Consider the following 22,788-nt stretch of genomic DNA (forward strand, 5'->3'; position numbering starts at 1 on the left):
CGAGTTATGGCGCCGCCTACACCAGACCCGAGCCCAGGTCAGCCACTACCGACGCCGCGGCGACCCACTTCCGATCCGGCTACAGCCCTGGGCGCACCACCGACCGATCCCGCCGATCACCGACCCTCAAGATCTCCGGCTGTAGTACATGCGAGGGGTCGAGGCATTGCCACCTCGCCGCTGCTTGTGAAGACCACTTCAGCCAGCATCGATTACCGAATCACGTCATCCGGAATAAACCGGAGTTACGCAATCCTCACGCGATACCCGGGCTCGTCCGGACCGGCCATTTCTCTGCCCGACCGGAAAGTCTCTGCCACACACGCTCTTGATCCGTCGGCACGTACACGCCCTAGCGGCGGCTGCGTACGAGCAGATGGAGGAAGTACGGCGTGCCGATCATCGCGGTCATCAGGCCGGCGCCGAGCTGGGCCGGCGCGATCACGGTACGGCCCAGCAGGTCCGCGGTGCAGACAAGGGTGGCGCCGAGGAGGACCGCGACCGGCACCACGCGGACGTGTTGTCGGCCCACGAGGGCACGGGCGGCGTGCGGTGCGACGAGTCCCACGAAGCCGATCGTTCCCGCTGCGGCGACGGCGGTGGCGCTCAGCAGCACGCTCAGCGCGAGGAAACCCAGGCGCCCCCGTGCCAGGCTGAGGCCCAGGAGCCTTGGGGTGTCCTCGTCGAGCGATACGAGGTCGAGGTCCGTGTGCCGTGCGACGGCCACGGCCATGCCGAGGGCGAGCACGGCCGCGAGAGGCACCACGTCGGGCAGGGTCCGCCCGTAGGTGGAGCCCGACAGCCAGGTGAGTGCCTTCGTCGCGTTGAACGGGTCGGTGAGGACGATGAGCAGGCTGATCAGCGCGGCTGTCCCGGTGGCGACGCCGAACCCGACGAGGACGAGCCGGTTCTGCTGGAACCCGCCCCGCGCGGCGAGGCCGAAGACGACGACGGAGCCGGCTGCGGCGCCCGCGAACGCCGCACCGGCCACGCTCCACGACCCGGCCAGGGGCACTGTCGTCACGAGGAGCACGGCGCCGAGCGCGGCCCCGCCGGAGACGCCCAGGACACCGGGCTCCGCGAGCGGATTGCGGGTCACGGCCTGGACGAGCGTCCCGGCCAGGGCGAGTGCCGCGCCCGCCAGGAGCGCCGCGAGGACCCGGGGCACCCGGGTGTCGAGGACGAAGCCGACGGTCCGGCCCGCCCTGCCCTGCGCCCAGTTCGCCACGTCGCCCAGCAGCAGTTTGCTGTCGCCCAGCAGCACGGCGGCGATCGTCACGCCGACGACCACCGCCACCAGTACGGCTGTGGTGGTGAGGAAGACGACCCGGCTCCTGATGCGCAGTCGGTCGGACGCGGTGGCTTCGGCGGTGTCCTTGACCCGTGTGGCCATCACGATCAGGAACACGGCGCCGACAAGGCTGGTGGCAACGCCCGTCGGTACGGCCACGGCAACGTCGGCCCGGACGACGGCGCGCAGGAGCACGTCCGAGCCGAGCACCAGTACCGCACCGGCCAGGCCCGCGAGCGGAATACTCGCACGCACCCGGGAGAACGCGCGGAACCTGCGGGCGAGGGGGCGGACGAGGGCAGGGGCGCACAGGCCGACGAAGCCGATGGGTCCGGCAAGTGTGACGGCCGCCGCGGAGAGCAGCGCCGCGAGTACGACGGCCGTGACACGGGTGGCACGAACGGGGACGCCCAGGCCGCGGGCCGCGTCGTCGCCGAGAGCCAGGGCGTCGACGCGGCGGGCGACGAGCAGCAGCCCTACGAGGCCGACGAGGCCGATCGGCGCCATCTGCAGCACGCCGTCGAACCCGTTCTGGGAGATGCTGCCCTGGTTCCACTGGTAGAGGCCCTCCGTCTGCCTGGGGAACAGCAGGAGCAGCCCCTCGGTGACAGCGGTGAGGCCGAGGGCGAGGGCGCTGCCGGCGAGAACGAGCCGGACGGTGCCCGCGCCCAGACCGGACAGCCCGAGCACGACGGCTGCCGCAGCGATGCCGCCGACGAACGCGATACCGGAGGAGGCGAGCAGCGGCAGTGTGGCGCCGGTGACGGCGACCAGTCCGAGAGCCAGGTACGAGCCCGCGTTCACCGCGAGAGTGTCGGGCGACGCGAGCACGTTGCGGCTGACGGCCTGCAGGGCGGCGCCCGCCATTGCGAGCACGGCTCCGACAAGCAGCCCCGCGGCCATCCTCGGCAGCCGGGAGGCGATGACGACGGACGCGTCCGCGGGGTCGGCCCGGCCGGTGAGCGCCTTCCAGACCTCGCCCGCTCCGACAGCGGCCGTGCCCTGCGTGATGTCGGCGATCGCGAGGCCCGCGAGGAGGACGACCAGTGCGGCCGTCACCGCGAACGCGCCGGTCCGGGACGTGGCCACCGACGGACGGGTGGTGGCAGTGGATGCGGTGACGGCCATGGTGTTACTTCGTCAGCGCGTCGACGACGGCGTCGATGTACGCCTCCATCGAATCGGGACCGCCGAACATCCAGATGCCGTCGGGCAGCCGGTGAACATTGCCCTTCTTCACGAACGGCAGCGACGTCCACGCGGAGTTCTTGGCCAGTGCGCCGGCGAACGGTGTGCTGTTCTTGTCTCCGTCGCTGCCGATGTACGCGAACTGCACGTCTCCGAGCTCGGTGAGCCCTTCGACGTCGGTGGCGCCGAGCCCGTAGCTCTCGTCGCCCTTGACCGTCCAGGCGTTCTTCAGGCCGATCTTCTCGTTGACGGCGCCGATGAGCGAGCCGCTGGTGTACGGCCTGATCGAGACCTGGTTGGAGACGACGTAGCCGTCGGCGAAGGCGTACTGCGTGCCCGCGAGACCGGCGTCGGCGAGGGCCTTTCTGCCGTCGGCGATCTTCGTCTCGAACTGCTTCTTGAGCTCCTTGGCCTGCTGCGTGGTGCCGGTGGCCTTCGCGATGAGGTCGAGGTTCTCGGTCATCTGCCCGATCGGGTCGGAGGCGTCGGCGGCCCGCACCTCCAGGACCGGGGCGACCTTGCGCAGCTGCTTCACGGCGGCCGGCGGGAGGTCGCTGGTGGCGACGATGAGGTCCGGCGACAGGGAGGCGATGGTGTCCATGCTCGGCTCGCCGCGCGTGCCGATGTCCTTGGGCTCGTTCTTCAGCGGGACCGCGGTGTCCCATGTCTTGTAGCCCTTGACGTCGGCGACACCGGCGGGGTCGACGCCCAGCGAGATGAGGCTCTCGACGACGTTCCACTCGGTCCCGACGACCTTCTTGGCAGGCCCGTCGAGCTGCACCTTCGCGCCGGTGGCGTCGGTGAGGGTGATGCGCCCAGCTGTCTTCTTCGAGTTGTCGGCGGCGGGTTCGGTCGTCCCGCAGGCGCTCAGAGCGAGCGCCGCGGCGGTGGCGGCCGCGGCGGTGAGGAGGAGGCGTCTCATGAGGTGGTGCTGAGCCTTTCGATTCGCGTGTGGTGTCGGCCGATCGCGCGAGTGCGCAGCCGGCCGGTGAGGGGGTCGGTGTCGACTTCGATGCGGATGCCGTACGTGTCGGTCAGTCGCTGTGCCGTCAGTACGTCCTCGGGGAGGCCGTCGGCGATGATCCGTCCCTCGTGGAGCAGCACGATCCGGTTGGCGACTGCCGCGGCCTGGTCGAGGTCGTGCAGGACGGCGCCGACGGCGATCCCGTGGTCGTCCGCCAGGTCTCGGACGAGGTCGAGGAGTTCGACCTGATACCGCAGGTCGAGGTAGGTCGTCGGCTCGTCGAGCAGCAGCACCCCGGTCTCCTGCGCGAGGCAGCCTGCGAGCCACACCCGCTGCAGTTGTCCTCCGGAGAGGTGCTCGGCGCCGCGTTCGGCGAGTTCCTCGACGCCCGTCATGGCGAGCGCGCGGTCCACCGCGGCCCGGCTGTCCTGGTCCGCTCTGCCCCAGCGGCCCCGGTACGGGTAGCGGCCGAACTCGACGACGTCTCGCACGGTCAGCCCGCTGGGCGTGGGGCGTCCCTGCGTCAGCAGGGCCACGCGCCGCGAGAACTCGCGAGGGGTCAGGGCGAGGCCGTCCGTGTCGGCGTCGATGGTCAGCGTGGCGCTCCTGGGGCGCTGCAGTCGGGCCACCGTACGCAGGAGCGTCGACTTCCCGCTGCCGTTCGGACCCACCAGGACGGTCACCTCGCCGGGCCGCAGGGTCAGCGACGCGTCGTGCACGACATCGACACCGTCGTACGCCACGGTTACGCCCGTGGCCGACAGTTCATGACCGCGTGGGCTCGTGCCATGACCGCGTGGGCCTGTGGCCCCGGAACTTTCTCCACCAACTTTCACGCCACGAAGGTTAGCCTAACCTAAGCGTGGAGATGGCGGGGGGTGGGAAACGGACCGGCGGGCCCCGCGGTTGCGCAGGAGCTTTCGCTCTGGCCGGGCATTGGGGTGGACCGGATGCCCGCTTTGCCGAGCGCGGGCATCCGGTCTCCGACGGTGACAACGGGGAGGCTGCCGTCGCCCCGGAGAACAGCTCTCCCTAGGGTTGAGCGTTGAGCTGGAAGCTCTGCGCTGCCGAGTTGTCACAGGGGCGCTGGATCAGCTGGACGCCATCCGCCGAGGAATCCGGCGTGCTGAGGCATTTTCCACTGTGCCGGGCAACGAAGTGATACCGCCCGGAGGTTTCCTGCACGGGCTTCCACTGCTGGTTGGCTCCGCCTCCGTAGGACCACAGCTGGACGGGTGCATTGTCGGCGGCCGACACATTGGTCACATCGATGACTTGCTGACTGTTGCTACGGATGCCGATGCGCATGAACCCGCCATCCGTGGCGCGGAACTGGAACTCCTGGGCGGCGGTCCGATTGCACGCGTACTGCTGGATCGCGGTTCCATTGGCGGTCGCCGCGCCGCGGGCGTCCACACAGGCTCCGTTCGCGCTGCTGACGAGCGAATACGCTGCGGTCTCGGAGATCGGACCGGGCGCCGGGTCGCTCCCGCCTGCGCCTCCCAGCCACTTCAGCCCGTCCACCAGGAAGCGGTTCTGTGTGTCACTGGCGAACGTGGAAGACAGCGTCGCCCCCGTGCTGTAGTCCATGGCGTTGTGCCCGAAATTGGCGTAGAGCATCCTGTACCCGGTGTTGGTCCACAGGATCGGGTAGTAACCGCTGTACCAGGACTGGTTGGGGTCGGTGCCCAGCGGGAAGCTCACCGGGTCGACGGACGCCAGGATCTTGATGTCCGGGTTGTTGCGCAGGTCGTTCTGCCAGCTGTACCACTCGCTCACCGACGAGGTGAAGGTGGCGGGCAGGCCCACGGTCGAGGGATGCGTCCTGTCCTCGGTACGCAGTACCGCGGTCGTCGGCCCCCATGTATTCGACTTGAACCCGCCGGAGCCGAGGAACTGGTTGTGGTACCAGGGCCACTCCTGCGCGTTGGTGGTGAACGCTGAGACGTGGAACCCCATCCAGGCGCCGCCGTCCCGCATGTACCGCTCGAATCCGGAGCGCTGGGCCGGCGTCTGGGGCAAGTCGTCCAGGAAGAGCACGACCTGGTACTGGTCCCGCGTGATGCTGCTCAGCAGTTCCCAGTTGTTGGTCGAGGTGTACGAGAAGTTGTTACTGGCGGCGGTCTGGGGAAACCACTGGTTGGCTTCCTTGACGAAACTGATGTGGGCTGCGTCCCAGGTCCCGTTGTAGAAGGCGATCACCTTGAAGGCGGGCGCCTGCGGCGCCTTCGCATTGGAGTACGCGGGAGCGACTGTCAGGCCGAGCAACAAGGCGAGCAGCAGGAGCAGTCGTGAGCCGATCCGGGTCGAGCCACCTCTGAATCCGTACATCCGAAACCATCCTCTTTTGTGCCGCTGGGGGGTCGGCCGGGCCGGGGCCCGACGGTTGTCGGGCCCCGACCCGGTCGGTGTACCTCGAATGGGCTGCTCAGGGGTAGCTGACGAGATTGGCCACATTCGTCGAGGAGTTGGAAGGGCCGCCTCTCCCGTTGATGACATGGCGGATCGTTCCGGTGCCGCCGAGTGAGACGGTCACCATGCTCTGGAAGCGCACATTCGAGTTGTCGGGGACCTCGAAGGCGTGCTCGGCGGCCACGCTCGGGTTCGCGTTGAAGAAGCAGTAGCTGCCGAGTCCGAACGCCTGGTGGCTGGTGACCGAGTCCGCGACCTTGTACGCGGCATAGCCCTGCGTCGAGCCGTTCATCCACGCGGCTTGGTTGGGCGGGTCGTACGGCATCTCGTTCTGGTAGAAGTACGTGCGCCCGCCGTTGCCGTTCCAGATGGTCTGGTGCTTCTGGTAGTGCTCCACGAACAGTCCGTACATCGTCACGTTGTCGCCGTTGACGACAAGTCCGGTGTCTGCTGTGTTGCTGTTCCAGCCGATGCCGCTGCCGTGGTCACCACGCCAGATCCACATGTGGTCGCCGATGACGTTGTCGCTGTTGACCACCAGGCTCGTGGTCGCCTTGCCCACCGCCGCGCCGCCCACGCGGAAGAACACGTCGTGCAGGCTCGTGGGGTCGGCCGAGTGCACGGCAGAGGATCCTGCGGGGCCGACCTCCATGAGGGTCTGCGAGTTGGTCGTCCCCGCGTCGAAGAGAATGCCCGCGACCTTGACGCCATCGACGTCCGCGACCGTCATGGCCGTGACGCCGTTGTCCGGGATGAAGGTGGCAAGGCCGAGCCCGAGGACCACGGTGTCGGGGCGGGTCACCCGCAAGGTCTGGTTCAGGTGGTAGACGCCCGGGGTCACCAGAAGGTTCTTCCCCTCAGCGAGCGCGGCGTTGATCTGCGCTGCTGTCGCTCCCGCCTTCACGACGAAGAACTGATCCATGCCGAGCGAGGTGCCACCGGCGTTGCCGCCGGCCCAGGTGGTGCCCGAGGAGTCGGCCCGCAGAGACGGCACGAACACCTTGTAGGCGCCGGCGCCGTCCACGAACAGGAAGGGCTTCTCCCGTACCGCGGGCGCCTGATTTACGGTCGTGTAGGGCGGATTGGGGAAGCTGGTGGCCGGAACGCCCTGGCTGCCGACGAAGACCATGTTCCAGTTGGAACCGGACCAGCTGCCGAGTGTGGAGTTACGCGTCATCCACTGCTGCTGAGTTCCGGACCGCACCTGACCGTCGATTTTGGTGTCGGCCATGAAACCCCCGCTGGCCCAGCCACCGTCGTCCAGCGCCAGGTTGCCGCGGACGTGCATACGCCGGTACGGGGCTGCCTGGGACACTGCCCACCGGTCCGTGCCGCCGGACGGATTCACCGAGAGGTTCTCGGCGCCGCGCCAGAAGTTCTGGGTGGCGTTCTGCGGCGGGAACCAGTCGGCCTCGACATGCACCGCGCCATTGATGGACACCGAGTCGGGCGACTGACCGAGGCCCAGAACCTGGGTGTAGAAGCCCACATTGACATCGTTGTTATAGGTGCCCGGCTTGAACATCACCGCGTAGCGCTGAGAACCGAACTGGTTCGTCTCCTGCTGCTGGAAGATCGAATCGAGTCGGCTCTGGATGGCCGATGACGGCATCGACGGGTCGAAGACGACCACGTTCGGACCCAGATCGACATCGCCCGGAGGGGAACTCACCGGCGCGACCTGGAACCGCTGGGCCGCCGTACCGTTGCAGGTGTACTGCACCAGCTGGACACTGTCGGCCGTCGAGGCCGCCGGGACGTCCAGGCACTTGCCGCTGTTGCGGTTGACGAAGTGGTAGGCACCGGCGCCCTCGTCCACCGCCTGCCACTGCTGGTTGTCACCGCCGCCGTACGACCACAGGTGGACGGCCGCGTTGTCGGCGGTGGACACGTCGCTCACGTCCAGGACCTGGTTGGCGTCGTTGCGGTTGTTGATGCGCACGTAGCCGTCGCTGGTGACGGTGAAACTCCACTGCTGGGCGGTGGAGTTGTTGCAGGCGTACTGCTGGACGGCGGTACCGTTCGCGGTCCCGGCCGCGCGCGCGTCCACACATTTGCCACTGCCGCTGTTGGTCACGGTGGCCCAACTGGTCGGGAGCGCAGCGGCATTGGCGGCGAGTGTCGGCCGGGCATCCGAGGGTGAGGATGCCTGGGAGGGGACAGTGATCAGTATCGAGAAGGCCGACGCCATGGCCACGAGGGCCGCCATCAGAGGCCGTCTGTGGCCAAAGGGGCGTAAGCCGTGGTGATGCGCTCCGGGCGTTCGTGTGGATCGGTACACGGTTTCTCCTGTGCCGCTATGGCGGCTCGGCGAGGGGGTGGAGGGTGTCAGGTCAGCCGGTGCTCAGGCAAAGACCCGGGTGAGGTCGCACGGTTGCCACGCCGCGACAATCGGGGGCAAGGGCTCGCCCCGCAAAGGGAAGGTGTTTTGACGCACGCATGACAGAAGCGGTCGCATGGGGGGACGTATGGAAGTTGCCGACCGAGGGTGGAGGGGGGTGAGCGTGGGGTGGTTAGTTCATTACGTGATTTAAGAAGTGAACCAAGACCCTGTCAAGGCCCTGGTATGTACCAATGGAATTCGAACTCTGACACCTCGCCAGGGAGGCAGGCATCGCCACCCGAGTCCGGGATATCGCCCCCTGCCGGGTTCAGAACACGAACGCAACGAGTCCCGAGAGTGGGCCTTGCACATAGAAGCCGAAGCACAACTGACCGGACAAGGCTTCGCGGGCCCTCCGACCGGGCCCGAGGCCGGAGAGTCCGGCGATCTCCATGACGAGGGCACTGAAGCGCTGCAGGGCTTCCAGAGCGACGTCGCCGGAGTTACTGGCGAAGGTGAGGTGACCAGCTCTTGTTCCCGGCTGATCAGTTCCGGCAGATGCAGCGGCGCGGTTCTTGGGACGCCCCTCCCGCGCGGTGTCGGCCTGGCGGGTCGTCAAGTTGTCAGGGTCGCTGCGGGTTGTCCGACGAGTGTCTGGGTGCCTAGGACCGCGAGGAGTTCGAGGCGTTCGGCGTCCTGGGTGCCGGGTTCGGCCGTGTAGACCATGATGCGCAGGTCGCTGCCCGCGACGCTGAGTACGTCGCAGTCCAGCGTCACGGCGCCCACCTGGGGGTGATCGATGGTCTTGCGGGACGCCTCGTGTCTGCCCACGGCTCCGGTGTCCCACAGCCCGGCGAACCGGTCACTGTTCGCGCGCAGCTCCGCGACCAGGCGGCGCAGCCGCTGGTCCGCCGGATACCGGCTCGCTGTCGCGCGCAGCTCGGCGACCACCGCGGTCTCCATCGTGCGCCGGGACTCGGGGGTGTGGCGGACGCGATCACCCGAACCGAGGAAGGTACGCCACACACCGTTGCGTTCCCGGCCGTGCCGCTCGCCCATCAGCGCCGTGTACAGCGGGTTGGCCAGCAGCAGCGTCCACGCCGCGTCGAAGACCGCGACGGGCGTCCCGGTCAGCCTGTCCAGCATCCGGTGCACGCTCGGTGCGATGTACGCGGGCACCGTGCCCCGGCCCGGCGGTACGAGCCCGGCGACATGGAACAGATGCTCGCGTTCGTCCGTGGACACGCGCAGCGCCCGCCCCAGCGCCTCGACGACCTGCTCCGACGGGTTGGCCGCCCGGCCCTGTTCCAGGCGGGTCACATAGTCGACCGAGATACCGGCCAGCAGCGCCAACTCCTCACGCCGCAGCCCGGCCGCGCGACGATGACCGCCCGCCGTCAGCCCGGCCGCCTCCGGGGAGACCCGGTCGCGCCAGCGCCGCACCGTACGCCCGAACTCCGTGCTCGCCATGCCACCACTGTGCACCCCACGACTCGGATCTTCCTGGTACCGACAGTCCCAGGAAGAGAGGACTCCTGGCTGCTCACGACGGCCCGCCGCAACCTGGAGACATGACTACGACACTGATCACCGGAGCGAACAAGGGTCTCGGTTTCGAGACCGCCCGCCGCCTCGTCGCCGCGGGCCACACCGTCTACATGGGCGGCCGGGACGCTGAACGCGGCCGCCGGGCCGCCGAACAGCTGGGCGCGCGTATGGTCCGGCTCGACATCACCGACGACGCGTCCGTGGCGGCCGCGGCCAAGGCCATCGAGGCCGACGGAGGGCTGGACGTACTGATCAACAATGCGGGCATCGAGGAAAGGGGCGCCGGCAACGTCGTGATCGGTGCCGCGGACGTGACCGCCGACATCATGCGGCACACGTTCGAGACAAACGTCTTCGGCACCGTGCGCGTCCTGCACGCGTTCCTGCCACTGCTCGAGCGCTCCGATGCCCCGGTGGTGGTCAACCTCAGCAGCGGCCTGGCCTCCCTGACCGAGGTCAGCGACGCGCACGCCCCGACATTCGCCTACCCGGGCGTCGCCTACCCGGCGTCGAAGACCGCGGTCAACATGATCACCGTGCAGTACGCGAAGGCGTTCCCGAACATGCGGATCAACGCGGTGGATCCCGGTTTCACCAAGACCGACCTGAACGGCAATACCGGCGTCCAGACCATCGAGCAGGGCGCCGAGATCATCGTACGTATGGCCCAGACGGGCCCGGACGGCCCCACCGGAGGCTACTTCGACGCCACCGGCTCCCTCCCCTGGTGATTCGAACCCGGCTCGGCAGACGCCGGTGTCCGGCGGCTTCCAGGGCGGTGTCTGAATTCCGCCAGCGCGGTGACGAGCAGCTGCGGATGCTGGAGCCATGACCACGACGTATGAGGCGCGGGCCATCGAGCCGGCCGTACTGAAACAGCTGCGGGAGCGGGACGACGCCGGCTGCACCCGGGCGCCCGTCACCGATCCGGAGGGCGGTGCCCCGCTGCGGTGCTGTCTGCGGCACAGCTCAGCAGGTGAGCGGATTGTCCTCGTCTCGTACGCGCCGCTGCGTCGCTGGGCGCAGGAGACAGGCGCCGAGCCCGGCCCGTACGACGAGTGCGGTCCGGTATTCGTTCACGCCGAGGAGTGCAGCGGGCCGGCCTCCGGCCCTGGCTATCCGGCCGAACTGCACGGTGCTCGCCGGACGCTGCGCGCCTACGACGCCCACGGGCACATCCTCGGCGGGAGACTGGTCGAGATCCCCAAGGAGCGGGCCGAGGAGGTGAACGACGCACTGCGCGATGTCTTCGCCGATCCGACAGTGGCACTGGTACACGTCCGCGCAGTGGAATTCGGCTGTTTCATGGTCGAGATCCGCCGCCGGTAGACGAGGGTGAGGTGGCCCGGGCTGCCCGATGCCGGGAGCGCCGCCTCAGGGCTGGGCATGGCCCTCGCGCCGAGAGGCACAGGGCACCCTCAGGGTGATGGTGGTGCCCTTGCCGGGAGCGCTGCGGAGCGTGAGCTGGGCGTCGATGAGGTCGGCGCGCTCGTGCATGGCGGAGAGCCCCACACCCTGCACAGTGCAGGCCGGGGGTGTGGCCGCGCGCAGGGCGGGCCAGCGCCTGGAGTCCGGGGGCTGGGGCATTCCGCGCCCGTTGTCGGCGACGGTCAGCGTCACCGCATGGTGACTGGCCTCCATACCGACGGTGATCCGAGTGGGCTCGGCGTGTTTCACCGCGTTGGTCAGTGCCTCCTGCACGATGCGGTACACGTGGGCCTGTGCTTCTGGGGTCAACCGGTCGCTGATGCCGGCGCCCTGCGGATCTATCCGGAGGTCGACGCGGATGCCGAAGGTCTCCGAGGTTCGCCGGCACAGCGCCTCCAGCGCCGCGCGCAGTCCCAGTTCGTCCAGGACCAGGGGACGCAGATCCGTGATCAGGTGACGCAGCGAGGTGATCTGGTTCCCCACCAGGGCGCGCGCCTGCTCGATCGCGCTGTGCATGGCCTCGGGGTGGCCGTCGGCGGCAGCGGAGGAGAGCACGACCTGTACGGCGCCGAGTTCCTGGAGGGTGTCGTCGTGCAGTTCACGGGCCCAGCGGCGGCGTTCGCGCTCGGCGCCGTCGTGCCGGGCCCGGACGCGTTCGCGTTGCAGGCTCTGGTCGCGGTGGGTTTCGCTGCGGATGGTGGAGGCGGTGTACGCGACCAGGAGGAGCGGGAGCACGTGCAGGGCGTTCAGCAGCGGCTGCTCGGTGATGCGGACCAGGCTGGCGACGGCGAGCATGAGCGCGATGGCCCCGGCGACCACCATCCAGATCCGGCGTCCCGCGGTGTACAGCGGCGCTGCCGCGAGATATGGGGTGGCCGCGGCCAGGGAGAGGGCCAGCTCTGAGGGCAGCGGCTGGTCGGTGACCTCCAGAGCCACCGCAGCCGCGAGCAGACAGCTTCCCGCTGCCTGCAGGGTGAGGCCCCATCGGATCCGGCGCGGCCGCCTCATGCCACCAGGCCGCGCTCGCGGGCCGCGGCGATGAGCTCCGCGCGGGTGTCCTTGCCGAGCTTGTCCCGGATCCGGGAGCGATGGGTCTCCACCGTCCGGACCGAGACGTAGAGACGCCGTGCGATCTCCTGGTTGGTGTGGCCCAGTGCCAGCAGCGACAGGACCTCGGCCTCACGTGCGGTCAGCGGCTCCTGCTCGGCAGGACCAGGTGTATCGATGGCAAGCCTGGCTCCCAGCACCGGCTGTACGTACGTCGCACCGTCGGCGACCTGGTGCGCGGCGGCCAGCAGTTCCTCGGCGGCTGCCTCCTTGAGCAGGTATCCGGCCGCTCCGGTGCGTAGTGCCTCCCGGGCGAACGCCGGATCCTCCTGCATCGTGAGGACCAGGATCCGCGTGCCGGGTGAAACGGTGAGCAGCGCGGGAATCATGGGCAGACTCGACTGGCCGGCCATGGTCAGGTCCAGGACCAGCACCCGTGGACGGTGTTGGCGCACGGCCTCAAGGGTGTCAGGGACTGTGGAGCTCTCGGCGACGATCCGGAATGCCGGGTCCTGAGCAAGCAGCAGCCGCATTCCGGCCCGGACCACCAGATGGTCGTCGGCCAGTACGACGGGGATCCCCTGGGGGTTCGGTCGGACCGGGGTGGAACTGCAGGCGTCCATAGCTGCAACGGTAGATCCGCTGCGGCCGCCAGGCAGCCGCTGTCGGCGCGTGTGCGGGAAACCCGCAGGAAAGTGCGCGGGGATGGCGCAGCCGCGGGCGGGCAGAGTTGCGGTGCAGGTGCAGGGCCTTACGGATACGCGGTGCGGGTCTGCACCGATGTGCTCGCCGCCGTACGGACGGATGCTCAAGGAGTACGCATCGCGTATCCCCTCCACCTTGAGGCAGCCCATCATGAACCGCTCCACTCTCCCGCTCTTCCGGGCCGATGCCGGCAGGCCGAAGCGCCCGGCCGCCCATTGGGGTACCGGTGGCGGCCGTGTGTGTGCTCCGTGGCCCCTCCCCTTCGCACTTGGCCGCTTGCGGGCGGACGGCACGCTTGCCCAGGCCGCGGTCCCGGTCGCGCTGATCACCGCGATCGCTCTGGCCGCCTTCTTCGCTCCCAGGACCGAACATCTGTGCCTTCTTCTGGTCGCTGCCCCCACTTCCACGGCTGCGTTCGCAAGCGCCCGTTTCACCGCAGGCACCGCCCTGACGGCCAGCGCGGCAATGTTCGTCATCGACCGCCATAACGGCATGCTGCGTTCACCGATCCTCCCGATCCACATCGCCGCCCTGCTGCTGGTGTCAGGATTCGTCGTCGCCGCCCGGGCCCTGCACGACCGCGACCTGAGAGAACTCACCCAGGTACGCGCGGTGGCCAAAGCAGCCCAGAAGGTCGTGCTGCGCCCCCTGCCCCGGCAACTGGGCCCACTGCACGTCGCCTGCACCTACCGCGCTGCAGCGGCATATGCCATGGTCGGCGGCGACCTGTACGCCGCCGCCCGCAGCAACCACACGACCCGCTTCCTCATCGGCGACGTCCGAGGCAAGGGCCTGCCCGCAGTCGAGGACGCTTCCGCCCTCCTCGGCGCCTTCCGCGAAGCCGCTTACCAGCACGCCACCCTCCCCGAGCTGACTGCCGCCCTGGAGAGCAGCGTCCGCAGGCACTTGGCGCAGCTCACCGACAGCGACCCCGAGAGCAGTGAGCACTTCATCACCGCGCTCCTGGTCGAAATCCCCGACGACGCGCCCCTCATCCGCGTCATCAGCTGCGGACACCCCTCACCCCTGCGAGCCCGCCGCGGCCAGGTGACCGCCCTGCCCATACCTCATCCCGCACCACCCCTCGGGCTGGCCGACACCGCTCCCGACACCTACCACGTCGACACCTTCGAGTTCGGCCCCGCAGACACTCTGCTGCTCTACACCGACGGCGTCATCGAAGCCCGCAACACCACCGGCGGCTTCTATCCAATCCTCGACCGGGCCTCCTCGTGGAACTGGGAATACCCGCACAGCCTGTTGCGCCACATCAACCACGACGTGGACACCCACACCGGCGGACACCTGCAGGACGACCTCGCCCTGGTCGCCATCCAACGCGCCCCCGACCCGGACACCGCCCAGACTCCGGACTCCCACCGGCCACCCCACCCCATGCAGGCCCACCCGTGACGCGCGACCGCCAAGGCCGCCACCCCTCGGCCACGCCGTGGAGGGCACCCCGGGCATTCCCGGTGCTCCCGGAACGACGCACCACCTATGGAAAGGCGATGACGACGATGACTGCCATGCGACTGAACAGGCGACTGTCTACGCTGCTCGTCATCTACATCGGTGCGTCGTGTGCCGTACAGCTCCAGGAATCCGCAGGCGGCCTCGTCCGCTGGTCGGGATTCTCCGTACTGGCCCCTGTCATGGCCGCCGCCCTCCTGCCTCTGCGGCGCTCCCTGATCATCGGAATCTCCACACTGGCTGCCACCATCGCCATCTACGGCTTCGCCATCCGCGGAATATCGGACGGCGGCCGTACGGTCGCCATCGCCTCGGTCGCCCTGTCCTTCGTCTTCAGCCTCATCGTCTGCCAGGTGCGGCCGCATCTGCCACACACCCCCGCCGCGGCCTCCCGGAACCAGCCCATCCTGCCCGACCCGACCGACAGGCAGCCCGACAGCGCCCCCGCCACACCGCGTGCGGCTCCCGCCCCGCCGCCCGGCATCCTGCCCGCAGCACTGCCGCAACCCGCGGTGGTAGAGCTGGCCGGCCACTACCGGACCGGGTTCGGCCGCCTCGGCATGCGCGCCAACTGGCTCGACGCCATCCCGTTGTCCGGCGCCCGGGTCGGACTCGTCGCCGGCACCGTGACCGGGCCGGGCGCCGAGGCCACCGCCTCCGAACTCCGCGCCGCGGTACGCACCCTGGCCGACATCGATCTGCAGCCCGAGGAACTACTCACTCATCTCGACGACGTCCTCGCCCGGCTCCGCCCCGACATCCGCACCGGCCACGACACCCGGGCCACCGGCACCGGCACCGGCACCGTCAGCGCCCAATGCCTGTACGCGGTCTACGATCCGGTCGCCTGCCGCTGCACGCTTGCCAGCGCCGGAGGGCCCCAGCCCACGGTCGTCACACCCGACGGCACGGTCACAGCCGTTGAGCTGCCCGACGGCGCGCCCCTCGGGCAGGCGGACCTGCCCTTCGAGGCCACCGAGGTGGACCTTCCTGAAGGCAGCCTGCTCCTGCTGCACACCCACAGTGGCACCGGCGACAGCGCCCAGGAACCCGACAGCCAGGAACTGCTCAGCGCACTCGCCCGGCCCCAGTCCAGCCTGGACGCCACCTGCCGATCCGCCCTCGACGCCCTGCTCCACGCCTCCCACACCCAGGCCGCTGTCCTCGCCGTCCGCACCCATGCCCTGGACGCCCGCGCCGTCGCCACCTGGGACCTGCCCTCCGACCCCGCCGCCGTCTCCCACGCCCGCACCCACATCACGGAGAAACTCGCCGACTGGGGTCTGGACTGCGCCGCGCCGACCACCGAACTCATCGTCAGCGAACTGGTCACCAATGCCATCCGCCATGCCCAGCCGCCCATCCAGCTGCGACTGATCCACCACGCCGGCAGCCTGGTCTGCGAGGTCGCCGACGGCGGCAGCACCTCGCCGCACCTGCGCCGTGCCCGCAACCTCGACGAAAACGGGCGCGGACTGTTCATCATCGCTCAACTCGCAGAACACTGGGGAACCCGCCACAACCACCACGGCAAGACCATCTGGGCCGAGCACACACCCGTACCCGACCAACCCACCACCACCGCCACCACCTGAGCTGGAATCGCTGTGTATACGGCGTCGGGCCAGTGGGACTCAACGGGTTCATGCACCTGCCGAAGCTACGCGCCGCTCCCGAACGGCACGTCGCCGCACACAACACGCTTCTACCTGTTACAACAAGGCTGCTGCCCAATGGTGGGGCCGTCATCCAGGTTCCACGAGGACCGGGGCATCCTCGAAAGGAAGTCATGACCACGGAACAGATCCGCACCAGCGACGCGCCCGAGCCGGGGGGTGCGTACTCGCAAGCCGTCGTCGCCAACGGGTTTCTCTACACCGCCGGCACGGGACCGCACGACCCCGCTACCGGGGAGGTCGTCGGTGACACCATCACCGAGCAGACGCAACAGGTGCTGCGCAACCTCAGCGCCCTGCTCGCCGCACGTGACCTCGATTTCTCCGACGTCATCAAAGTGACGACGCACCTCGCCGACCTGCACCGCGACTACGTCGCCTACAACGCCGTCTACGAACGGACACTGCCCCGTCCATATCCAGTGCGAACGACCGTCGGCTCGACGCTCGACCACAAACTCGTCGAGATCGACATGGTGGCCGTCCTGCGCTCGTCGTGACCGCCGCACCGCCCCCTGAATCCCCGCTTCCGGAACTGCTCATTGCCCGGGTGCCGCTCATGTCGGTGGTTGAGTCCGCGGGCGATGGGACTTGCAAGTTCGCCCCCCTTCGGCCAGGACACGGTCTTACTGTTCGGACTGGTAGCGCCGATCAAGTTCGGTGTGCTCGCCAAGACCGATCAGCGCGGTGAACTCCTCGAACTGGATCAGGTTCCCAAGTACACCTCGCGTGTCGCCTGCCGTCGCAAGCACCTCAAGGTAGTCCCGCATTCCCTTGGCTGCCGCGAATGCCGTCCCCACTGGGAAGATCGCGAGGGCGTATCCCATGTCCTGGAGGACGCCGACACCGGAAGTCGGCGTCCGGCCGCCTTCGATCTGGTTGCTGAGGAGGGGGACGATACCGCGGAACGCCTCGCAGATCCGCCGCATCTCCTCCTCGCTCTCGGGAGATTCGATGAACAGCATGTCGGCGCCGGCCTCGTGGTAGGCGGCACCACGGTCGATCGCCTCGTCGAGCCCGTGTGCCGTCCGCGCGTCGGTGCGGGCGATGATGACGAAGTCGGGATCCTGCCGCGCGTCGACCGCCGCCTTGATCTTCTGGACCATCTCTTGGACGGGGACGACCTCGCGTCCCAGCATGTGCCCGCAACGCTTCGGGAAGGTCTGGTCCTCGATGTGCATCGCCGCGGCGCCGGCCCGTTCGTAGGCGATGACTGCGCGGCGGACATTGAGCGGGTTGCCGAAGCCGGTGTCTGCGTCGGCGATCAGCGGCAGGTCCACCACATCGGCCATGGCCGTGACTCGTTCCACCATCTGCGTGTGCGACAGATAACCCACGTCGGGCTGGCCCAGAATACTTGCGGCCGTCTCGAATCCGCTGAGGTAGAACGCCTGGAAGCCGAGCTGCGAGACCAGCCGGGCCCCGGTTCCGTCATAGGCTCCCGGGGCCACCAGGATTCCCGGGTCATTGAGCAGCTGCCGCAGGCGGGTCGTGTGTCTGAGCATGGACATCCTCCTGCGACGAAGATGAAGGAGGGCGCCGACCGAAATCGGCGCGGCCCCGGGACCGTACCGAACCATGGGATCCCCACCAACACCGGCCCTACCCCGGATAATAGGTAACAAACATGGACGAAATGCCCTAGTGGATGCGGCGGGCCGCAGCGGCGGGCCTGAACCCCACTGGGGCATATCCGGTCGGCGTGGCACGACAAGTACCGCCGTCTCGTCCGGGCGCTCGGCGTGAAGGCTGTGATCGCCCGTCGCGACACTGAGCACGGCTCTGGTCTGGTCTGGTCTGGTCTGGTCTGGTCTGGTCTGGGCAAGCAACGCCGGATGGCGGAGCGCGCGTTCGCCCACCTGCATCGATTCCGCAGCATGCGGAGCCGCCCCGCCATCAGCCCTTCTGCCCACAGAATGTCCGCGGCATCGGCGCGTTCCCGCCGTGAGTCTGCTTTGACTTCGGCAGAATCGGGAGAATCGGCGTAGTTATGGTCATCGTCATGTGCACAGGCCGACTTGGGATATCAGCGGTCTGTATGCCTCGGACGCGCAACGAAAAGGGAAACCATGAAGATCGTAGTAATCGGCGGGAGCGGACTCATCGGCTCGAAGCTGATCAACAAACTCACAGCACAGGGCTATGATGCGGTTGCCGCGTCTCCGAAATCCGGCGTCAATACGATTACTGGTGAAGGCCTTGCCGAAGCGCTGTCCGGCGCGGACGTGGTGGTCGATGTGACGAATTCTCCGTCGTTCGAGGACCGGGCCGTCATGGACTTCTTCACCACATCGACGGCGAACCTGATCGCCGCGGAGAAGAAGACCGGTGTCAATCATCACGTCGCCCTGTCCATCGTCGGAGTCGAGCGCCCGTCGGACGGGGGCTATTTCAAGGCCAAAGCCGCGCAGGAACAGCTGATCCGGGACTCGGGACTGCCGTACTCGATTGTCCATGCGACGCAATTCTTCGAGTTCATCGGCGGCATCGCCGACACCGCGACCGACGGCGACACTGTCACGCTTCCGCCCGTGTCCTTCCAGCCGGTTGCTGCCGATGACGTCGCGGCTGCCGTCGGACGGGCCGCAGTCGGCGCGCCTGTGAACGGCATCGTCGACATCGCAGGCCCCGGAGTCGGCCGCTTCGACGAGATCGTCGCCCGGGTCCTTCAGAGCCGTAACGACCCCCGCAGGGTCGTCGCAGACCCTGCCGCTCCGTACTTCGGAGCCCACATGAGCGAGCGATCCCTCATCCCCGACGAAGGCTCCCCCCGTGGCGAGATCACCCTCGACGCCTGGCTCGAAGCGTCCGCCGAGTGACCCGCCGCGCAGTGTGAGCGGGCAACTCAGGGACATACCCTTCGTGCCGCAGTTCCACCACGGTGGCGCCGGAGCCGGAGCCCGGTCAGCTCTGGTTCCAGCTGCGGAGTTTGTCGGGGTTGAGTACCAGCCACACGTCGGTGATCTTCTCCTTCTTCACATGGAAGCTGACGACACCGGACACGGTGGTGCCGTGGCGGAGGATCAGACCGGTCTTGCCGTTCACGGACTGCAGGGTGGCCTTGAGCCGGGGATGCCGCGACAGCGCGGCAAGCATGAAACGGGCCGTGCGATCGGCGCCGTGGACCGGATGCAGGGCAGCGCGGACCTTGCCGCCGCCGTCGCTGAGCATCGTCGCGTCCGGATCGAGCAGCGAGACGAGAGCGGCGAGGTCGCCGAGGTCGCAGGCGGCCCAGAAGGCGGTGACGATACGGGTGTGCGCGTCGGACGCGGACTCCCGCCGGCATCGGTCGCAAACGCGCCGCCGGGCAAAGGACGCGAGTTTCCGGCACATCTGCCTGGTACGGCCGACGACGATCACGGCGCTCCCGCCGAACGGCAGGGCGAGCATGTCATGCAGGGCGAACACGGCCCGCTCGAACATCAGCACCGTCTTCACGGACTCGTCGAGCGTGAACCGGTCCCCTGCCCCGACCGGCGTCGAAGCCAGTGTGGTCGCCGGCGACGACGCCGGCTCAGGCAGCCGATCACCCACGTACGCGACGGGTGTCAGCCACGCCTGCGGTACGTCGATGGCCGCTCGCCAGGTGTCGCCCGGGCGGTACCGGAATGCGCAGACCCCCTGGACGGCGCGTTCGGCGTCGCCGGTGGTGCCTGGCACCCGGAACGCGATGTTCGGCAGATGCAGGCGTTCATCGTCGACCTCGGCGAGGAACAGTTCCACTTCTTGGTTCTTGTCCACGAGGGCTGGTCCTTTCTGCTGGGTCGTCGGACAACAGTGCGCCGTGCTCGTGCCAAGTGCCGGGTGCCGGGGCGGACGCGGCCCGGGCGGGACGGATGGCTCAGGCGGCCATGGCCGTGAGCTTCGACGGGTTCATCATCCACAGCACCCGGTCGATGCCGTCGGCGGTCACGCTCACCGTGACAACGGCGATCACGTTCCCGTCCCGCTGCAGACGCACCCCGGCACGGCCGTTGATCTCGACCGGCTCCACCGTCACACCGGACCAGAAGGTGTCGGCGAACGCGTGGACGTACCTCGCCACACGGTGACTGCCCACAACGGGGAACTTCGACGCCCGAACGGCCCCTCCGCCGTCGGCGTACGAGACGACGTCCTGCGCGAACAACTCCTCCAATGCGCTCACGTTCCCTGTCTGTGCGGCGGCAACGAACGCGGTCAGGAGCCGCCGGTGCTCGGCGCCCGCGACACTGGCACGTTTCTCCGCGGCCAGATGCTTCCGCGCCCGGCTCACCAACTGGCGTACGTTCGCATTCGTCTGACCGATGATCTCCGCGATCTGCTCATACGGGTAGTCGAACGCCTGCCGCAGCACGTACGCCGCCCGTTCCGTGGGAGTGAGCTTCTCCAGCAGCATCAGCACCGCGACCTCCAGAGCCTCCCCGCGCTCGGCGCCAAGCGCCGGGTCGCTGCTGGTGTCGACCGGTTCCGGCAGCCACGGGCCGACATAGGTCTCACGGCGGACCCTCGCGGACTGCAGCACGTTGATCGCAAGCCGCGTCGTGGTCGTCGTGAGGAACGCCTGCGCGTTCTGCACCTTGGACCGGTCGTAGGTCTGCCAGCGGATCCAGACCTCCTGGAGGATGTCTTCCGCCTCGCTGACGCTGCCCAGCATGCGGTAGGCGATTCCGAACATGCGACCGCGCACACCGCGGAACACCGCCTCTGCCTCCTTGAGGCTTTCGGCGTCATCCGCTGGATTGTTCTTCGACGGCATGGTTCCTGACCCTTGCTACTCGACGAGTTTGCCAACGGTCGAGACCTCGCGCATGAGCGCCGCGATGTCATCGGGGACCGGCGGTATGCTCTCCCGTTCCACCAGCCCCGGACCGGACCACACCAGGTTGACCTGCAGCGAGGGGTCGAGATCCGGGTAGTCGGACCGATTGTGGCAGCCGCGGGTCTCGCGGCGTTCGAGAGACGCCTCGATCGTCGCGCGTGCCGCGAGCGCGGCGGACTTCAGGTCGAAGGCGTGGGCGAGGTCCTGGAAGCCTGCGATGTCCGGGTGTACTCCGGCGTCGGCAATGCGTGCCTCGATCACGTCGAGTTCCGCGAGCCCCCGCCGCAGGCCGGTCTCGTCGCGCACCACGCCGACGTGCTCCGTCATCGTGTCGCGGACGGCGCGCTGCAGTGAGCGCACGTTCTCCGGGCCGTCGGCCGCGAGAAGCCCGTCCACCTCCGCCCGCGCAGCGTCGAGCGATTCGGCCGAGCGGCGCTGGGCGCCGAGCCCCGCGGAGTATTCCGCCGCCGCCTCGCCGACGATGCGGCCGAAGACGAGGAGTTCGATGAGCGAGTTGCCGCCGAGCCGGTTCGCCCCGTGCAGGCCGCTCGACGCCTCGCCGATCGCGTAGAGGCCGTCGACCCCGGTGCCGTGGTCCTCGGGTCGCACCCACACGCCGCCCATCGAGTAGTGGGCGGTGGGCGCGATCTCGATGGGGGACGTCGTGATGTCGAGCATCTGGAGTTCGAGCAGTGTCTGGTAAACGCGCGGCAGACGGCTCATGATCGTTTCACGCGGAAGGTGGGAGACGTCGAGCCAGACTCCGCCGTTCGCGGTGCCACGCCCCGCCTTGATCTCCGTGTACGCGGCGAGCGCCACCCGGTCGCGGGTGGAGAGCTCCATGCGCGCCGGGTCGTAGCGCGACATGAACCGCTCGCCGAGCGCGTTGCGCAGGATTCCGCCTTCACCGCGCGCCGCCTCGGAGACGAGTGTGCCCGCCGCGTTCTCGGGGTGCAGGATGCCGGAGGGGTGGAACTGGACGAGTTCGGGGTCGCGGATGCGCCCGCCGGCTTCGACCGCGAGACGGAAGGAGTCGCCCGTGTTCTCGTCGCGGCGCGAGGAGGTGCGTCGCCAGATGCGCGTGTGGCCGCCTGCGGCCAGGATCACGGCGTCGGCGTGGACGACATAGCGCGTGCCGTCCTCGATGTCGAAGCCGTAGGCGCCGAAGACGGCGTTGTCGTGCACGAGCAGTTTCGTGACGTACATGGTGTCGAGGACGGGAATGTCGAGCCGGGCGGCGCGGTCCACGAGGGTGCGCTGGATCTCAAGACCCGTGTAGTCCCCCGCGAACGCCGTGCGGCGATAGGTGTGCGCCCCGAAGAACCGCTGGGAGATACGGCCGTCCTCCTCGCGGGCGAAGGGCATGCCGTAGCGTTCGAGGTCCGCTATACCGCGTGCGGCGCCCTCGGTCACGATGCGCACGGTGTTCGGGTTGGCGAGAAGGTAGCTCTCCTTGAGCGTGTCGGCGGCGTGCTGCTGCCAGGTGTCCTCGGGGTCGATCGTGGCGAGGGCCGCGTTGATCCCGCCCGCCGCGAGCGAGGTGTGCGCATCCGTCTTCGGCCGCTTGCCCACGGCGAGGACGTCGACCCCGCGTTCGGCGAGTTCTATGGCGGCGCGCAGGCCGGATCCTCCTATGCCGATGACGAGGACGGATGTGGCGATCCGTCGTTCGGACGTGTACATGTGTGCTCCTCGGCCAATGTGAGGACGTGCTCCTCATAGCTATGACCGAGCAGCCCACTGATCTGTGACCTGACCCCGCAGAGCCGACGGCACAGAACCCGAACGGCCGACACGAGCCATGGAAGGCACTCATCTGCCGAAGCCGTGAGGGACAGCCGGACGCGGTCCGGCTGTCCCTCACGGCGCGAAGACGCCACCGTCCGGCGTGAGCACAGTCTCTACCGTGCGGCCGGAGCGCCCGGTTGTCCG

19 protein-coding genes are annotated in these 22,788 nt (G+C 68.6%); 6 read left to right on the plus strand and 13 right to left on the minus strand.

The window, feature by feature from the left end; genetic code table 11:
• Window positions 1-352: 352 nt before the first annotated feature.
• From OG507_RS01780 to OG507_RS01810, 7 genes are all read right to left on the minus strand, one after another.
• On the minus strand, window positions 353-2,419 hold the full coding sequence (locus OG507_RS01780; RefSeq protein ID WP_327365320.1) for an iron ABC transporter permease: 2,067 nt from the start codon (window positions 2,417-2,419) through the stop codon (window positions 353-355).
• A 4-nt stretch (window positions 2,420-2,423) separates the two neighbouring features.
• Window positions 2,424-3,401: an iron-siderophore ABC transporter substrate-binding protein gene (locus OG507_RS01785; RefSeq protein WP_327365321.1), complete on the minus strand. Its 978-nt coding sequence runs from the start codon at window positions 3,399-3,401 to the stop codon at window positions 2,424-2,426.
• Window positions 3,398-4,279, minus strand: a complete 882-nt coding sequence (locus OG507_RS01790) for an ABC transporter ATP-binding protein (protein ID WP_327365322.1) — start codon at window positions 4,277-4,279, stop codon at window positions 3,398-3,400. Before OG507_RS01790 ends, OG507_RS01785 begins: the two co-directional genes overlap by 4 nt.
• A 196-nt stretch (window positions 4,280-4,475) precedes the next feature.
• The gene (locus OG507_RS01795; protein ID WP_327365323.1) at window positions 4,476-5,774 is read right to left on the minus strand and encodes a ThuA domain-containing protein; all 1,299 of its coding nucleotides are present in this window, start codon (window positions 5,772-5,774) and stop codon (window positions 4,476-4,478) included.
• 97 nt (window positions 5,775-5,871) lie between these two features.
• Window positions 5,872-8,064 (minus strand): RICIN domain-containing protein, encoded by a 2,193-nt coding sequence (locus OG507_RS01800; RefSeq protein ID WP_327365324.1) that lies wholly within the window; start codon window positions 8,062-8,064, stop codon window positions 5,872-5,874.
• Window positions 8,065-8,506: 442 nt separating this feature from the next.
• A complete protein-coding gene (locus tag OG507_RS01805; RefSeq protein WP_327365325.1) occupies window positions 8,507-8,797 on the minus strand; it encodes a hypothetical protein in 291 nt (96 codons plus the stop codon).
• Window positions 8,794-9,648, minus strand: coding sequence for a helix-turn-helix transcriptional regulator (locus tag OG507_RS01810; RefSeq protein ID WP_327365326.1), 855 nt, complete (start codon window positions 9,646-9,648; stop codon window positions 8,794-8,796). Before OG507_RS01810 ends, OG507_RS01805 begins: the two co-directional genes overlap by 4 nt.
• Window positions 9,649-9,749: 101 nt before the next feature.
• On the opposite strand from OG507_RS01810, the gene OG507_RS01815 reads away from it, so the two are divergent.
• Window positions 9,750-10,457 (plus strand): SDR family NAD(P)-dependent oxidoreductase, encoded by a 708-nt coding sequence (locus OG507_RS01815; protein WP_327365327.1) that lies wholly within the window; start codon window positions 9,750-9,752, stop codon window positions 10,455-10,457.
• A gap of 97 nt (window positions 10,458-10,554) precedes the next feature.
• Complete coding sequence (locus tag OG507_RS01820) at window positions 10,555-11,055, plus strand: DUF1203 domain-containing protein (RefSeq protein WP_327365328.1); 501 nt, start codon at window positions 10,555-10,557, stop codon at window positions 11,053-11,055.
• A 45-nt stretch (window positions 11,056-11,100) separates the two neighbouring features.
• On the opposite strand, the gene OG507_RS01825 is transcribed toward OG507_RS01820, so the two are convergent.
• Both OG507_RS01825 and OG507_RS01830 read right to left on the minus strand, forming a co-directional pair.
• Window positions 11,101-12,162 (minus strand): sensor histidine kinase, encoded by a 1,062-nt coding sequence (locus OG507_RS01825; protein WP_327365329.1) that lies wholly within the window; start codon window positions 12,160-12,162, stop codon window positions 11,101-11,103.
• Window positions 12,159-12,824, minus strand: coding sequence for a response regulator transcription factor (locus tag OG507_RS01830; RefSeq protein ID WP_327365330.1), 666 nt, complete (start codon window positions 12,822-12,824; stop codon window positions 12,159-12,161). Before OG507_RS01830 ends, OG507_RS01825 begins: the two co-directional genes overlap by 4 nt.
• 358 nt (window positions 12,825-13,182) lie before the next feature.
• Here OG507_RS01830 and OG507_RS01835 point away from each other — a divergent pair, with 358 nt between their 5' ends.
• The 3 genes from OG507_RS01835 (at window position 13,183) to OG507_RS01845 (ending at window position 16,555) form a co-directional block, all read left to right on the plus strand.
• Complete coding sequence (locus OG507_RS01835; protein WP_327365331.1) at window positions 13,183-14,319, plus strand: PP2C family protein-serine/threonine phosphatase; 1,137 nt, start codon at window positions 13,183-13,185, stop codon at window positions 14,317-14,319.
• A 116-nt stretch (window positions 14,320-14,435) separates the two neighbouring features.
• Window positions 14,436-15,974 carry an ATP-binding SpoIIE family protein phosphatase gene (locus OG507_RS01840; protein WP_327365332.1) on the plus strand — a complete coding sequence of 513 codons (1,539 nt, stop codon included), beginning with the start codon at window positions 14,436-14,438 and terminating at the stop codon, window positions 15,972-15,974.
• A 194-nt stretch (window positions 15,975-16,168) separates the two neighbouring features.
• Window positions 16,169-16,555 carry a RidA family protein gene (locus OG507_RS01845; protein WP_327365333.1) on the plus strand — a complete coding sequence of 129 codons (387 nt, stop codon included), beginning with the start codon at window positions 16,169-16,171 and terminating at the stop codon, window positions 16,553-16,555.
• Window positions 16,556-16,681: 126 nt separating this feature from the next.
• Here the strand turns inward: OG507_RS01845 and OG507_RS01850 are convergent, their stop codons facing one another.
• Window positions 16,682-17,920 (minus strand): isocitrate lyase/PEP mutase family protein, encoded by a 1,239-nt coding sequence (locus OG507_RS01850; RefSeq protein WP_327365334.1) that lies wholly within the window; start codon window positions 17,918-17,920, stop codon window positions 16,682-16,684.
• A 204-nt stretch (window positions 17,921-18,124) separates the two neighbouring features.
• Here OG507_RS01850 and OG507_RS01855 point away from each other — a divergent pair, with 204 nt between their 5' ends.
• Window positions 18,125-18,874 carry an SDR family oxidoreductase gene (locus OG507_RS01855; protein WP_327365335.1) on the plus strand — a complete coding sequence of 250 codons (750 nt, stop codon included), beginning with the start codon at window positions 18,125-18,127 and terminating at the stop codon, window positions 18,872-18,874.
• Between the two features lie 85 nt (window positions 18,875-18,959).
• On the opposite strand, the gene OG507_RS01860 is transcribed toward OG507_RS01855, so the two are convergent.
• From OG507_RS01860 to OG507_RS01870, 3 genes are all read right to left on the minus strand, one after another.
• Window positions 18,960-19,796, minus strand: a complete 837-nt coding sequence (locus tag OG507_RS01860; protein WP_327365336.1) for an RNA polymerase subunit sigma-24 — start codon at window positions 19,794-19,796, stop codon at window positions 18,960-18,962.
• A gap of 100 nt (window positions 19,797-19,896) precedes the next feature.
• Window positions 19,897-20,793, minus strand: a complete 897-nt coding sequence (locus OG507_RS01865) for an RNA polymerase sigma-70 factor (RefSeq protein ID WP_327365337.1) — start codon at window positions 20,791-20,793, stop codon at window positions 19,897-19,899.
• 15 nt (window positions 20,794-20,808) lie between these two features.
• Entirely contained in the window at window positions 20,809-22,539 is a 1,731-nt protein-coding gene (locus OG507_RS01870; protein ID WP_327365338.1) for an L-aspartate oxidase, read from the minus strand.
• Window positions 22,540-22,788 lie beyond the last annotated feature (249 nt).

It is taken from the genome of Streptomyces sp. NBC_01217 (genome assembly GCF_035994185.1).
Lineage (GTDB): Bacteria > Actinomycetota > Actinomycetes > Streptomycetales > Streptomycetaceae > Streptomyces.